13 protein-coding genes are annotated in these 15,283 nt (G+C 38.4%); 5 read left to right on the top strand and 8 right to left on the bottom strand.

Features of this window, described 5'->3' with window-relative positions:
* Positions 1-275: 275 nt before the first annotated feature.
* The 3 genes from V7127_RS05250 to V7127_RS05240 all read left to right on the top strand — a co-directional run bounded on the left by V7127_RS05250 (position 276) and on the right by V7127_RS05240 (position 4,522).
* Positions 276-1,193, top strand: a complete 918-nt coding sequence (locus tag V7127_RS05250) for a proline dehydrogenase family protein (RefSeq protein ID WP_335484133.1) — start codon at positions 276-278, stop codon at positions 1,191-1,193.
* A gap of 35 nt (positions 1,194-1,228) precedes the next feature.
* Complete coding sequence (pruA, locus tag V7127_RS05245) at positions 1,229-2,773, top strand: L-glutamate gamma-semialdehyde dehydrogenase (protein ID WP_335345622.1); 1,545 nt, start codon at positions 1,229-1,231, stop codon at positions 2,771-2,773.
* Positions 2,774-3,295: 522 nt separating this feature from the next.
* Positions 3,296-4,522 (top strand): PucR family transcriptional regulator, encoded by a 1,227-nt coding sequence (locus tag V7127_RS05240; RefSeq protein WP_335484131.1) that lies wholly within the window; start codon positions 3,296-3,298, stop codon positions 4,520-4,522.
* A gap of 52 nt (positions 4,523-4,574) precedes the next feature.
* Here the strand turns inward: V7127_RS05240 and V7127_RS05235 are convergent, their stop codons facing one another.
* The 3 genes from V7127_RS05235 to V7127_RS05225 all read right to left on the bottom strand — a co-directional run bounded on the left by V7127_RS05235 (position 4,575) and on the right by V7127_RS05225 (position 8,044).
* A complete protein-coding gene (locus V7127_RS05235; RefSeq protein WP_335484129.1) occupies positions 4,575-6,035 on the bottom strand; it encodes a substrate-binding domain-containing protein in 1,461 nt (486 codons plus the stop codon).
* Between the two features lie 155 nt (positions 6,036-6,190).
* Positions 6,191-7,171: a diaminopimelate dehydrogenase gene (locus tag V7127_RS05230; protein ID WP_335484127.1), complete on the bottom strand. Its 981-nt coding sequence runs from the start codon at positions 7,169-7,171 to the stop codon at positions 6,191-6,193.
* A gap of 114 nt (positions 7,172-7,285) precedes the next feature.
* Positions 7,286-8,044, bottom strand: a complete 759-nt coding sequence (locus tag V7127_RS05225) for an NRDE family protein (RefSeq protein ID WP_335484125.1) — start codon at positions 8,042-8,044, stop codon at positions 7,286-7,288.
* A gap of 123 nt (positions 8,045-8,167) precedes the next feature.
* Between V7127_RS05225 and V7127_RS05220 the strand changes: the two genes are divergently transcribed.
* Together V7127_RS05220 and V7127_RS05215 are read left to right on the top strand one after the other, a co-directional pair.
* On the top strand, positions 8,168-9,046 hold the full coding sequence (locus V7127_RS05220; protein ID WP_335484123.1) for a hypothetical protein: 879 nt from the start codon (positions 8,168-8,170) through the stop codon (positions 9,044-9,046).
* On the top strand, positions 9,039-9,611 hold the full coding sequence (locus tag V7127_RS05215; protein ID WP_335484121.1) for a hypothetical protein: 573 nt from the start codon (positions 9,039-9,041) through the stop codon (positions 9,609-9,611). The genes V7127_RS05220 and V7127_RS05215 overlap by 8 nt, the downstream gene beginning before the upstream one ends.
* Positions 9,612-9,878: 267 nt before the next feature.
* On the opposite strand, the gene V7127_RS05210 is transcribed toward V7127_RS05215, so the two are convergent.
* The 5 genes from V7127_RS05210 to gcvPA all read right to left on the bottom strand — a co-directional run bounded on the left by V7127_RS05210 (position 9,879) and on the right by gcvPA (position 15,260).
* Entirely contained in the window at positions 9,879-10,601 is a 723-nt protein-coding gene (locus V7127_RS05210) for an amino acid ABC transporter ATP-binding protein (protein WP_335484119.1), read from the bottom strand.
* Positions 10,598-11,254: an amino acid ABC transporter permease gene (locus V7127_RS05205; protein WP_335354359.1), complete on the bottom strand. Its 657-nt coding sequence runs from the start codon at positions 11,252-11,254 to the stop codon at positions 10,598-10,600. Before V7127_RS05205 ends, V7127_RS05210 begins: the two co-directional genes overlap by 4 nt.
* A gap of 71 nt (positions 11,255-11,325) precedes the next feature.
* Positions 11,326-12,147: a basic amino acid ABC transporter substrate-binding protein gene (locus V7127_RS05200; protein ID WP_335354360.1), complete on the bottom strand. Its 822-nt coding sequence runs from the start codon at positions 12,145-12,147 to the stop codon at positions 11,326-11,328.
* Between the two features lie 109 nt (positions 12,148-12,256).
* Positions 12,257-13,834 (bottom strand): aminomethyl-transferring glycine dehydrogenase subunit GcvPB, encoded by a 1,578-nt coding sequence (gcvPB, locus tag V7127_RS05195; RefSeq protein WP_335484117.1) that lies wholly within the window; start codon positions 13,832-13,834, stop codon positions 12,257-12,259.
* Complete coding sequence (gcvPA, locus tag V7127_RS05190; protein ID WP_438823969.1) at positions 13,821-15,260, bottom strand: aminomethyl-transferring glycine dehydrogenase subunit GcvPA; 1,440 nt, start codon at positions 15,258-15,260, stop codon at positions 13,821-13,823. Before gcvPA ends, gcvPB begins: the two co-directional genes overlap by 14 nt.
* Between the last annotated feature and the right edge of the window lie 23 nt (positions 15,261-15,283).

The following is a 15,283-nucleotide window of genomic DNA, read 5'->3' as shown; positions in this document are numbered from 1 at the left end:
GACGTTGCCACAGGACGTGGCGTTTTCAGTCTGTGTTCCTACAATCGGGCCTTTACGGGCTGTTGATCTACACATTTTACTCCACTTCTTGAAATGGGGATCTTACAGCCCGTTAATCTGCGATAAACTTTTTGTCCAAAAGCAACAAAAGAACAATCAAATAATTGTATTACACTAACATTGTAGATAGTTGTCACAGAATTGTAGAATTTAAAGTAATAGAAGAAATACCCATTATGCGGGGATTTAATGCAATTTCGGAGGTGTTTATATAAGTGGAAGCATTAACAAGGGACTTTTTCTTATTTCTTTCAAAGAACGATCTTCTTACTAAAATCGCTCAAAAAAGAGGAGGAAAGTTTGCACAAGGTAAACTGATTGGCGGACTAGATTTTCCAAGCTCAATTGAATTTATCAGAAAATTAAATAATCAAGGATTATCTGTAACAGTCGACCATTTAGGAGAATTCGTTAATTCAGTTGAGATTGCAAACGAACGTACGGAAGAATGTATTCGTACCATCGAAATGATTAGCAAGGAAAAGCTGGATTCTCAAGTATCTCTGAAAACGACCTCATTAGGACTTGATATTGATCGTGATTTAGTTATGAAGAATATGACTAAAATTCTCGATACAGCTGAAAAGCATCAAATCATGGTGACCATCGACATGGAAGATGTGCCTCGCTGCCAGGCTACGATTGATATTTTCAAACAGTTAAGAGAAAAATACAGCTGTGTCAGCACGGTTCTTCAAGCTTACCTCTACCGTACTGAGCAGGACTTGAAAGATCTTAGCGTCTATCAGCCATTCCTGCGTCTTGTAAAAGGTGCTTATAAAGAATCGGCAGATGTTGCCTATCCTGATAAGAAAGACGTGGATGAAAATTATAAAAAGCTCATTAAGCAAAGCTTATTAAGCGGCAATTATACAGCGATTGCTTCTCATGATGATCAAATCATCGAGTATACGATAAATCTTGCCAAAGAGCATAACATCCCAAATGATCTTTTTGAATTCCAAATGCTTTACGGAATGAGAAATAAAACACAGCTTGATTTAGTAAAGCAAGGCTATAAATTCCGTGTCTACGTACCTTATGGTTTAGATTGGTACGGCTATTTCATGAGAAGATTAGCAGAAAGACCAGCTAATATTGCATTTGCTTTCAAAGGTATGGTAAAAAATTAAGAAAAAAATCTCAAGTAACTAAAGGAGCGAAAAAAATGATCCCATACAAACACGAACCATTTACTGATTTTTCAATTGAAGAAAATAAACAAGCATACTTAGAAGCTATTAAACTCGTAGAAGGCTACCTTGGCCAGGATTATCCTCTTGTAATCGGCAATGAAAAAATAACAACCGATAGCAAAATTGTTTCCTATAACCCAGCTAATAAGCAGGAAGTAATCGGAAGTGTTTCGAAAGCAAGCAAAGACCTTGCTGAAAAAGCAATGCAGGCAGCTGTTACAGCATTCGAATCTTGGAAAAAAGTAAAACCTGAAGTGCGTGCAGACGTATTATTCAAAGCAGCTGCAATCATTCGCCGCCGCAAGCATGAATTCTCTGCCCTTCTGACAAAAGAAGCTGGTAAGCCATGGAATGAAGCTGACGCAGATACAGCTGAAGCAATAGATTTCCTAGAATACTATGCTCGTCAAATGCTCCGAATCAAAGACGGTGTTCCTGTCGAAAGCCGTCCTGGTGAATACAACCGCTATGATTATATTCCACTAGGGGTAGGCATCATCATTTCACCATGGAACTTCCCGTTTGCGATCATGGCTGGAACAACAGTTGCAGCAATCGTAACTGGAAACACTGTTCTCTTAAAACCTGCTTCTACTACACCAATTGTAGCTGCTAAGTTCGTAGAGGTAATGGAAGAAGCTGGACTTCCTGCAGGCGTTCTAAACTTTGTTCCTGGAAGCGGCGCTGAAGTAGGGGATTACTTAGTTGATCATCCGAAGACACGTTTCATCTCCTTCACGGGCTCTCGTGATGTCGGTCTTCGCATTTTCGAACGTGCTTCAAAAATTAACGAGGGCCAAATTTGGATGAAACGCCTAATCGCTGAAATGGGCGGTAAAGATACAATTGTTGTTGATAACGAAGCTGACTTAGAATTAGCCGCTCAATCGATCGTGAAATCAGCTTTCGGCTTCTCTGGTCAAAAATGCTCTGCATGCTCACGTGCAGTTATTGTAGAAGACGTATATGATCAAGTATTAGACCGTGTTGTGGAATTAACTAACGAGCTTACACAAGGAGATCCAACCAATCCAACTAACTTCATGGCAACGGTCATTGACCAAAGTGCATTCGATAAAATTATGAGCTACATCGAAATCGGGAAACAAGAAGGAAAGCTTATGACAGGCGGAGAAGGAGACGATTCTAAAGGCTACTTCATTAAACCAACAGTATTTGCAGATCTTTCTCCAGAAGCACGCATCATGAAGGAAGAGATTTTTGGCCCTGTCGTTGGCTTCACAAAAGCGAAGAATTTCGATGAGGCAATCGAAATTGCGAACAACACAGAGTACGGTTTAACTGGTGCGGTTATTACCAATAACCGTGAAAACATGGAAAAAGCACGTGAGGATTTCCATGTTGGTAACCTTTATTTCAACCGTGGTTGTACGGGTGCTATCGTTGGCTATCAGCCATTCGGAGGCTTCAACATGTCAGGAACGGATTCAAAGGCAGGCGGCCCTGATTACCTCCTTCTTCACATGCAAGCAAAAACAACTTCCGAAATGTTTTAAGACATTCATATATCATTAGGTTAGGAGAATCAATCGGTGTGCATTGCCGGTTGGTTCTTTTATTTTTGAATTAAATCCATTACCTTCTGAAAAATACATTTAAAGATGCTTCTATGTTAGTGTTTTTCATGGCAGTACAACAAAGCAGCTACATTGGATCCTCCTATGTTTGCGTTTTTCCTCTAACTACACTAAAACCCTTACATTGAGCCCTTCTATGTTTGCATTTTTCCTCTAACTACAGCAAAACCCTTACATTGAATCCTTCTATGTTAGTATTTGTCTAGAACTCCCCCCCCCTTACCTTGAAGCCCTTCTTATCAGCGTTTTTCAATTCAAACCTCATAAACGCAACATAGCTTTATACACTTTTTTAACAATAACTTTGTTTTATGAAACAACCTAGGAAGGGCTATACATATAAACCTATTGAAAGTATGATAGAATCTAGGGTTTTTAATTTTACATAATAATTAATACTTGAATAGATACGTAGTAAATTTTATGGAAAGGAGCAGCCGTATGAATCAGCCAATCGATAAAATATTCACATTAACAGATATTGATGAAATTACAGATTTAATTAGTTCCTATTTGAAAAAGCCTGTTGTGATCGAGAATGAGCAATTTTCTTTACTAGCCTACAGCTCTTTTTATATCGAACAATTTGATAATGCAAACCAGCAAACCATCTTTTCCAAGCGGTGGCCCATTTCGATTCTAGAAAAATTCATGGATGAAGGTATTGTGGAAAAGCTGAAAACGGAAACGAAACCATTCCGTGTCAAGGAAATTAAAGATATTGGCTTAAATCAGCGTGTCGTTTTAAGCTTGAAACATAAAAATAAAATTCTTGGGTTTATTTGGATTCAGGAAGTTAATGACTTGCTAACTGATGATGAGCTCCAATTTTTATCCAATGTGTCTTTTCATATTGGCAAGCTCCTTTACAAGAAATTGCAGGAAAAGCGAAAGAAAGATGAAGAAAAAGATCTGTTTTTCAAGAAAATCATTCAAGATTCTTACCAATCGGAAAATCAAATAAAGTGGGAGGCAGCCAATAAAAATATCATTATTGCAAATTTCTCTGTTATTGTTGTCTTTACAATCGGGCAAAATGACGAGGTAATTTTTGATGAGCTGACAGAGACTGTTCGGTTATTCGCCAATGCTCTTAAAAACCCAACTCATCTATTTTGTGATCAGCTAAAGATTATTGTCGTAATGGGCAGCAACTCCGACCATTCTGAACAATTGTCCGAGAGCGCTAATGAATTAACTAATACGGTATTAAGTCAATTTAAAACTCAGCCTATTTATGCAGGTATTGGCCGCCCTTATACTTCCATTCAAAAAATAAATCAGAGCTATAAAGATGCTCTTGAAGTAATAAATGCAGCAAAATTTCTTAGATCAACTCAGCAAATTTTCGAATATAAAAAGCTTGGAGTTTTTCGTTATCTTGAAACGATCTCAAGACAAAACGATCAGATGAATTATAGAAACGAAGAATTGCTGATCCTGCAAAGAAAAGACCAGGAAAGCCAAACGGATTTAGTAAACACGTTAGAAGTGTATTTATTTAATAATTGCCGGCTCAAACAAACATCCGATCAGCTTTATATCCATATTAATACACTGAAATACAGAATTAAGCAGATTACTGAGCTAACTGGGCTTGATTTGGATGATTTTAATTTAAAATGCCAGCTTTATATAGATTTGCAGCTTATGAAAAAAGGGCAATAAAGCTTAATAAAAAAAGATGCCGATTCTATTAAAAGGGCATCTTTTTTTATCTTCAATTTTCCGGAAGCTTAATATACCCAATTTGTTCAACAATTTCTTGCCCTTGTGGTCCCTGCATCCATTCTAAAAAGGGAACAATAGTTGATTTAGGATTATCCTTTATCGATATAGCGTAAAGGGACGCAGTAAATGGGTATGTGCCACTCGAAATATTTTCCGGGTTTGGTTCTATTCCGTCAATGGCGATCAGCTTAATATCAGGATTAGGGTTCATGCCAGTAGCAAAAAAGCGGAATGAGAAGCCAATCGCATTTTTATAATTTCGATAGTCGGCGACCTGTTCCATAATTCCGCCCATTCCACGTGGAACCTCCTCTTTAAGCGGCTCCATAATGGGAGTATCCCCCATTATTTTTTGTAATAAGGTTTGACTTCCTGAGTTTTCCGGTCGCTGGAAGGCAATTATTCTTTCATTGCGCCCATTCAAATCAGACCAATTCGTTATTTTTCCGGAATAGATTCCTTGAATCTCAGAAACACTTAAGCTGTGAACCTTATTATCCGGATTAACAAAGAACACAAATGCCTCCTTGCCAATTGGGGTCATCACTAGCTCTTTCCCTGCCCTCTTCGCCATTTCTAGCTGAGATTTCGATGGCTCCGCACCAAAATAAATGTCAATTTCACCTGAAAGCAGTCTTTCATAAGCATAAATCGTGTTTGTAAAGGTGACGATTTCTTCACCAGCATTAAGGTTTTCAATATTTTTATACGTCTCTTTAGCAAAAGCTGAATAAACAGGATAAGCCGCTTCAGCCCCATCTAAAATGGGCATCTGATTTCGTTCCGTTATCGTAAAAGTTGATTCTTCCTGAAGCTGAGGAAGTTTATGATTAGGATTCGTCACTGAATAAGGTGTCAAATCAGTACTAGAGTAGCCTCCCCCATAGTCAAACCCGTACGATGGCAAGACTGTCTTACTGCGTTGTAATTGGATGGAAGCACCCGTTCCAAAGGCAATGACCAGGATCGCAAAAATCATTATCCACTGTTTCCGTATAAAAACTAGGCGTTCTTTTCTAAGCAGCAGTGTAATCATCAAAGCAATTATAAATGAAATTTCATAAGCTATAGGCGCCCATATAAAAAGGCTGCCGACTCCCATAAATGACCCTATTAAAAATATCGGAGCGAATGCAATATGAGAAATGGCAAAATAAAACCACAAATCCGCACCGTAAAACCCCTTACTAATTATCATAAATATTACCCATAAAATTCCAGTATAAAGGAGTGGCATAAAATAGAGCGGCAGGGCTTCCTTTAATTTATCTGGCTCATTTAGTTTCTTTGCAGCGAAAATCCCACAGGCTACGCCCCCTATTATTAGCGGAATAAGGGACGAACTCATGATATTTTCGACTCCACTCCCCAATATTGCCAGCGGTAAAAATGACAGTCCAAAAGGAATTATACCGAAATATAAAATCAGAGCCCCGAGCTTTCTACCCAAAATTGACACTTCCCCTCAAAATATTTAGTGTAATTTTACACTCCACGCTCTGTTTTTGCAATATATTTTGCTATTATTAGTTAATTTTTGACAAAAAGAATACAGATGCCAATATGATGACATCTGTTTATCGGTCAATGGGGGACGGCCCCATCCTATAGTAAATCTCTTCTTAATTCTTCTGCTGTTTTTGGAGACAGGTAAACTGGTGCTACTTCAAAAACAGATTTCGCTCCAGCTTGACCTTCTTTATTTAAACGGTAAGCAGCGCGCGCATACGCCACTAACACGCTAGAAGTGAATTCCGGATTGCTTTCTAAATTAAGTGAGAATTCAATGATTTGTTTATTATTTTCTCCTGTCTGTCCGCCACGGATCACGAATCCTCCATGTGGTAGCTTGGAGTGGTTAGCTTGCAGCTCTTCTTCAGAAATAAAGTGCACCTCTGTAATATAATCCGCAAAATAATTTGGCATCGTTTTAATTGTCTCTTCTATTTTCGCTTGATCATAGCCTTCTTCTGCTACTACATAGCAAACTCTTAAATGTTTTTCAGCAGTAGAGAGCTGAGGGTTTTCCCCGCTTCTTACTTTTTCAACAGCCTCTTCAATCGGAACAGTATATTGTACGGCTCCTTTTACACCTTCAACTCTGCGGACAGCATCTGAATGCCCTTGGCTGACACCTTTTCCCCAGAACGTATAATTTTCACCAGCAGGTAAGATTGCTTCAGCCATTAAACGATTAATAGAGAACAGACCAGGATCCCACCCAACAGAGATAATACTTGTTTTCCCGCTTTCTTTTGCAGCCTGATCAACTGAATCGAAATATTCTGGGATTTTTGCGTGAGTGTCATAGCTATCAACCGTATTAAACCATTGAGCAAACTGTGGGCCTTGTTCAGGCAGATCAGTCGCCGAACCGCCGCATAAAATCATCACATCAATTTTATCTTTGTATTTTTCAGCTTCGGAGATATGTAATACCTTCACATCTTTAACATGAATACTTTCAGGTGATCTTCTTGTAAAAATACTAACCAGTTCCATATCTGGGCATTGATTGATCGCAGCTAACACACCACGGCCAAGGTTTCCATACCCAACAATACCTACTTTAATTTGATTGTTCATAGTGAATCCCTCCATAGCTGATAAACTTTTTATTTTTCATCTTACCTTTTTTTAAGCAAACATACAACAAAAAAACTTTAGCACAATAAAGTTTTTTTACAATTCAACATCTTCTTAAGTAATTTTTATTGCAAATCTATTACTGCTGAATGAGTCTACTGAATAAACACGTTCAATAAAATCTATTTTCTCATCTTTCATGAATAATACAGTCGAGCTTCTTGTCCCATATCCTTCACTCTGGATAAATAATGGGGAAAGAATTCTTTCCCATTCAATCGCTACACCCGTATTAGGGAGGATTTCGTCTGGAGCTTGATCTGCGTCTTGCAGCAGATTAAATAGGTCAGTTGAAAGGTTTTTCTTTTCTCCGCTAATTATTGCCGCTAATCCGTCTTTGCCCCGCTTCACCTTTGGCCACTCCGTATTTAATAAATGATTACTAACTCCATAAATCCCTGGGGAAAGCTTTTTTATTTCATTTTCGATATTCGAGTAATAGTATAAATTTTCACCATCATCAGCTAATAGATTATAGCCTGGATAGTTGATGGCATCCGCAGCGGCTTTTTTCATATATTCAAAAGGGGTATCGCTACCCTGCAAAAATCCAGCCACCAATTCTCCTCGTGATCGCTTGCCTCCCACTATTTCATTCGGATCCCGATAATTCGTTAGTGCCGCAAATCTGCCGGAAGTTGTAACTCCCATCCAGGTGCCCATCTTTTCTAAATCCCTGCCAGCTAATATATATGGATGATCCTCCCAGTAATGTGCTGGTGCTGTTGGCCGTGCATAAAATTCATCGCGGTTTGCCGCAACGATTAGCCTATATTCAGGATGGACTTTATAAGCAAATAGGATTAAGCACATGTATTTCACCACCTTCATAAGTAATTACGTTCATTTCGATGAACAAAATCTTTTTCTGAAAAGGAAAACTTCAAATAAAATGGAATATACAATATATAATGTCATGTTTGAAAGGAAAACGCGATGAAAATGGATAAATCCTTGCTTTATGCTGGGATAGCTTTGGTCATTGTGAGTTTAGTTGGAAATTATGCATTTTTTGTCTCTAGCCAGCTTCAAAAGCCGATTATGTTAAAGCATTATTATTATGTTCCGTCCAGCCAAGGATACATCATCCATTTACATTATATTGCGAATCGCAGCGATGAGTTAGACATCCAATGGATCACGATTCCCGGAATGGAAGGTGAATTTTATTCGAAAGCACCTCAACATGGTCAAAAATATCGGCACTATGAAATAAAATCTTTTTCTCTTGAAGTAAATGAAAGATTTTTAACAAACATCGATGAAAATTCCTTTAGCTTTAATCAAGTCAAAGCTCACCTGTCAAATGGGGATAGTCTGACAATGGCTATTGGGGAGATTACATTTTATAAGTGGAATGATCGTGTTTTACAATCTCAAAGCTCTGGCAGTTCCAGCGATCACACGGGGTATCATATATTAAAGGCTGATAAAGATATCGAAATAACAGGATTGGCAATTCCATATGCGGAAGAATTGAAATCCGCCCTTTCTTTAAAGCTAAACAGTAATCAAGTCGAGGTTCAGCAGCACTTGAATCAAAAGGTTCCTGGTGTTTTTCAAGATGATGGAAGATCACTCTCTAAAGATCTATTTCCAATCATGATGAAAAAAGATGAACTACTGTCGATAAGATATCAATTTTCTTTTCAGCAAAATGATTCTGGCCGTTTTAACTACTATGAAATTCGTGCAGCCTTGGAAGGGCAAGAAATGAACGGACAAACTTTTTCTGAGTATTTTTCTTTTTCATATCAACCCTATCTAGCTGAAAAGGAAATAAGGGAGATTGTTAAGGAGGAAAATAATGACTAATATTCCTTCTTCCATCAACAAGGTCTTTTGGGGACTAATCCTAGTTCTAATTGATATTAATATCATAATAATCGATATACTGCCTGATTTCATTGGCTATTTTATTATCGTTTCTAGTTTAAAGCAGCTACTGACTTACTCTTCGCATTTTTCAAAAGCAAGAGGACTTTCAATCTGTTTAGCATTGCTATCTTTAGTGACAATTTTTCAAGGACCACCGATTCCAATGGATGAATTCAGCCTGTCCAACCTGTCACTATTCTTAATGTTCATTTCAAGCGTACATGGAATTCTTCATTTATTCATGGTTTACTATGCACTCCTTGGATTCATTGAAATGGCAGAGCAAGAAGGATTTATGCTGTTTGCGAAAAGCGCGAAAAAAGGAATGTTCATTTACGTAATAGGAACCTTTGCTTCTTTGGCAGCCATTCCGTTTTTTATGAATGTTAATGATTCCGAAGGCTTTCTTATTATCGGATTTAGCATCGTCACGACCATTATCATGGAAATCATTATACTCGTTTTATTAAGGCAATTTAGAATAAGATTTTTGACCGTATAATCAGACAGTCAGCCTAGTTAGCCGCGATTGACTAGGCTGACATCCGTCATGTCTATTTTAATCCCGGATTATCTGTTAGGCTGATCAGCATTTTCCCCAAATAATAAGGTACCTGCCCAAAAGGACGGGTACCTTATTGTGAAAAACAAGCTATCTAAAAGACAGCCCGATCCTATTTTTAAAAATCCCCTAAACTTATACGAAAATATTAGTAAGCTGCCAATAGAAAAAATGAATGTAAGAAGCAACTTCCTTCTCTCTACCTACCTATAACACTTTTGACAAAAATGCTGACGTTCTTTCATGTTGAGGTGCAGTAAATAAAGTAATTGGAGGAGCTTCCTCAATAATATATCCTTCATCCATGAATACTACCCGATCTCCGACTTCTCTTGCAAAGCCCATTTCATGTGTTACAACGACCATCGTCATTCCTTCAAGAGCTAATTCCTTCATAACGGCTAGAACTTCCCCGACCATTTCTGGATCTAGTGCTGAGGTCGGTTCATCGAACAACATTATTTTTGGCTCCATGGCAAGTGCTCTTGCAATCGCAATTCTTTGTTTTTGACCGCCTGATAATGAATCCGGATACGCATCTGCTTTACTGACAAGGCCTACCTTCTCAAGCAACTGATACGCCTTTTCTTCCGCTTCTTTTTTCCCCTTTTTACGGACCTTGATTGGAGCAATTGTGATATTGTCTAGTACGGTTTTGTGGGGAAATAAATTAAACTGCTGAAAAACCATACCTACATCTGCCCGGATCTCGTTTATATTTACTTTCGGTGCCGTTAAATTCATATCATTTATTAAAATTGTTCCCGAGGTTGCCTCTTCCAATTTATTTAGACAGCGTAGGAAGGTTGATTTTCCAGAACCAGATGGTCCGATAACAACAACAACCTCTCTTTCATTAATTAGTATATTGATATCCTTTAGAACTTCGTTTTCTCCAAAGGTCTTTTTTAGGTTTTTCACTTTAATCATGTGTTTGACAGCCTCTTTTCAACATTATTTAATAAATACGTTACAGAGAGGGTTAAGAGGAAATACGTAAACGCAACTGTCAAATACGGTTCCCAAATACGGAAATATTGCCCTGATGCTGCTCTTCCCCAATACATCAGTTCTGGTGCAGCAATAATGGCTGCCAATGATGAATCTTTCAGCAATACGATAAATTCATTTCCTAAAGGAGGAATCATTCGCTTAAAGGCCTGAGGAAAAATAATAAACCTCATTGAAAGTGATTGGCTCATTCCAAGTGAACGGGCAGCCTCCTCCTGCCCTTTATCAATTGACTGAATACCTGCTCTAAAGATTTCTGCTACATACGCTGCAGAATTTAACGATAAAGCAGCAATAGCAGAAGCAATGGTGCTTGCAGGGGACATGAATAGCGGCATGAACCCAAAGTGTATGAGAAAAAGTTGAACTAATAGTGGCGTCCCACGGAAGAAATTAATATACCAAATAAAAGGTAATCGAAGCCATTTAATTTTAGACATTTTTCCAAGAGCAATGAAAAAACCTAAAACACTTCCTATAAGAATTCCTCCTATTGAAAGGCCAATCGTTAATGCTAAGCCTTTCAATAGAAAAGGCAAATAATCAATTATGATATCAAAACGAAAATCCATATCACCCACTCCATCCCTGTGCTAATTCAAGAGGTTGTTAAAAGCGCAGCCCAATCCCCATAACTTAACTGCTATTTCTCAGTAGAAAGCGCTTTAATTACCTCTAAATCAGGAGATACTCCAAACCATTTTTCATAGATTTCAGTGTATGTTCCATTATCAATAATCGTTTTTAACGCCTTGTTTATTTCACCAGACAGACTGTTGCCTTTCTTAAATAAAATTCCGTAATATTCAGGTTCGAAATTTTCATCATCTGGAATCGCGACAAATTTGTCATTTGGATTGTTTTTGACATATTCGTTTGCCACTGTATTATCTGTAATTACTGCCTCGATATCGCCATTTTTTAGTGCCATAAATGCTACACCAAGGGTTTCATATTTTAATATATTTGAATTATTTTCACCGACTATTTTTTCAAGAGCAATTTGGCCAGTCGTTGCATTTTGTACGCCAACCTTCCTCCCTTTTAAATCTATGGCATTTTTGATATCGGTACCCTCTTTAGCCAAAATCATCAGCTTTGACTCAAAATAAGGATCAGCAAAATCATATGTTTGTTTTCTATCGTCGGTGATCGTAATTGATGTTATGCCAATATCGACTTCCCCGTTTTCAACTAATGCAAATAAAGGATCCCAGCCGACATTATCAATCTTATATTTATATCCTGCTTCATCCAGGATTGCACTAATTAGGTCCACATCATATCCAACTATTTTTCCTTTATCCATATAAACGAATGGTGGTGTTACTGCATCTGTTCCTACTAATAGCTCCTTTTCACCCGAAGCATTCGTATTTTCCGCAGAGCTTTTTCCACATGCAGCTGTAAAAATAACGATGCATATTGTCAGTAGACAGAGTACTAATTGATGATGTTTTTTCATCTTCTCTACACTTCCTCTTTTATTTTTTACTGTACAGGAGTACCCATCAGTCAAGAGCCTTGTCCTCACTGATGGGTCTATTTAAACTTTAGGTGCTAGTCATTTTAAACTAGGAATTAATTTTCTCGGTACTCTTAGCCTTTTTTAAATAAGAGCGCCAAGTAATAGCCCATTTTTCTGGATTTTCAAAGAAGTCTTGCTCATCCACTCGATGAATAGTGCTATTATGTGGAGCATTTTTCACGAGTTCTGGATTTGTATAGGCTTCGTCTGAAATTTGTGTTAAGGAAGCAATATATTCATCTAAATCTGCTTTAGAGTATGACTCTGTTGGCTCAAGTGTAAATGGTTCCGGTATGACAAATGGATGGTGGCTTGACCAATAATGATGGGCAAAATCAGCCATCCGGCGAGAAACATCATCCGTAGTTACCCCTGTTTCCTTCGTTAGCTGTTCCCAGCTATAACGAACTTGCTCCAGCCTTTTTCCATTAATATAAGGAGCACTTGCCCCGCGGATTTTTAATATTTTGTGATATAAATAGTTATTGTTTAAGACAGCAATTTGGGCTACATCCTTTAAGCCTTCTGCGCCAAGCGCTCTTATCCAAGCGTAGGCTCGAAGAACTGTTTGCGGGACGCCCTGGAATGACCGTACTTTCCCGATACTATGTTTTAAGTTGTCATTCAAAACATATTTTTCATCTTGTTTTTCAACAATTGGCCCCGGCAAAAATTCCTTTAGCTTGCTTGATACCCCGAGAGCTCCTGTCGCAGGACCTCCACAAGCATGAGGTGTAGAGAATGTCTTATGAAGGTTAAAAAAGCACATATCAAAGCCTGCCTCTTTGGCGCGAGTAATGCCGAGTAATCCGTTGGCATTCGCTTGGTCATAATAGCAAATTCCCCCAGCATCATGGACAATTTTTGTAAACTCTTTAATACGGTAATTATAAATTCCAGTATCTTCTGGATTCGCGACGACAAATCCAGCTGTTCTTTCGGAAACAACCGCTTTTAACTCCTCGATATCAGGGAAGCCCTCTTCGTCTGGCTGTAAGGTGATTATTTTATACCCTTTAACTGCTGCCGTTGCCGCCGCGGAAGGATGTGAAAAACTAGTTGTAATGATTTCATTCCGTTGTTCTCCTTCACCGTTCGCATCATGGTAAGCGCGTACAATGGAAGCCATCGTAAATAATGATTGTGTCCCGCTCCCTGGCTGAAATGTGAAATAATCCATTCCCGAAATCTCTCTCATGCATAAATCTAATTTATACGTCACTTCAAGAATTCCTTGTACTGTACTAACATCCTGTAACGGGTGAAGCTCAGACATTTTTGGTGATGAAGCAAAGGTTTCGTTTATTTTTGGAGAATACTTCATCGTACAAGTGCCTTGCCCAATCTCAACGTTAAAAGCCGCGCCCAGTGTTTCTTGTGATAATCTCAAATAATGGCGCAAAACACGATTTTGGGAAATCTCAGGAAGATTAGGCTGTCTTTTTCGAACCATTTCAGATGGAATAGCAGAAATTCCATCTCCTACACTATTGATAATTTCATCTTCTACTGCTGGAAGGGAAACTCCTCGCTCCCCGCTTTTGTGAAGTTCAAAAATAATCGGCTCATCCCACTTTGCCTGATGGAAATTTCTAACTTTATGGGATCTATTAATTTTTTGCATGTGCATTCTCCCCTTCCTCTTTGCTTTCGACTGAATCTAAGCATTGCTGAATCGTACTAACAAGTTGATCAATATCCTTTTTCGAATGAATTTCCGTAATACAGAATAATGCGCTTTGGCCTAATTCAGGAAAATCCTCAGATAAGTCTTTTCCGCCAAAGATTCCATTATCAAGTAAATATTTATTAATTTCCTTCACGGATTTACCAGTATGGTTAAAATCAACCACGAATTCTTTAAAGTTTGTGGATTCAAAACGGGATGCCACTACGCTAGGTATGTTTCCAAGCTGTCCCATTGCATATTGCGATTTTTGCATGATGGACTGTCCTAACTGATACATTCCTGTTGGCCCTAGCAATGATAAGTAGACACCAGCTGTAATCCCCCATAAAGCTGTTTGTGTTCCAACAGATTCCTTTCCGTTCTCCCTTTGAGCAAAAGAAGTTCTATCATAATAGACATCTCCGAAACCATATTCACCTTCAACTACAGTCGGTGCAATCCCAAATAATCTCGAAGGATATTCCTGTACAAAAGTAATATCATCATGAGTGGCGATAAATCCTGATTGGCCGCCACCATAACTCATATGCATGCCAAGCGGCTGAAGATCGCCGCAAACGATATCTGCGCCATAATGACTTGGAGGAGCCATTACGCCAAGGGAGCTTGGATCAACCCCAACGACCGTAACTGCACCATGGCTTTTTGCTAGACTGCTAATCTTCTGACCTTGAGTTTCAATAAAACCAAGGTAGGAAGGGTTTTCAAAATAAACAGCTGCTGTATTGGCAGATAGCTTTCCTTCAAGATCTGCCAAATTGATTTGACCGGAATCTTCTTCATAGTCTACAAGTATGCACTCGATAAATGGTGAACAGTAATTTTTAATAACTTTCAAACGGTCCGGGGATATTGTTTTCGGCAATAATACCTCTGTTCGGCCAGTAATTCGGCCAGCCATCCGGATTGAGGTTGCCGCAGCTTGAGCCCAGTCAAATGTTGGGACATTGACAACATCCATATCTACTAATTCGGCCATCAAGCTTTGATATTCAAACAACGCTTGATATCTGCCATGGTCCTCATAAGGGTCTCCAGCATATGCCGTTAAGAATTCTGCGCGTGAATTGATTTCGTCACAAACAGAAGGAATAAAGTGATTCCAGCAGCCTGCCCCTAAAAAGTTTAAGTATTCTTTTGTATTGATATTTTTGTTTAATAGCCCATCTATATATCTTTTTAACTCATATTCTGATAATGGTTCCGGGATATTCATCTCTTTTTTATAGTGCAATTCTTCAGGTATCCCATTAAAAAGCTCTTCAATCGTTTGAACACCAATTTCTTTCAGCATTTCCTCTTTTACTTCTGGAGCTGTATTTGGAATATATGGATGTGCTCCCGCGTTATACTTTCCCATCATTTTTCTCTCCTTTTAATAAA

Source organism: Bacillus sp. JJ1773 (assembly GCF_036962035.1).
Lineage (GTDB): Bacteria > Bacillota > Bacilli > Bacillales > Cytobacillaceae > Cytobacillus.
Note: the sequence above shows the minus strand (reverse complement) of the source record. Positions and strands in the feature narration are given on the sequence as shown.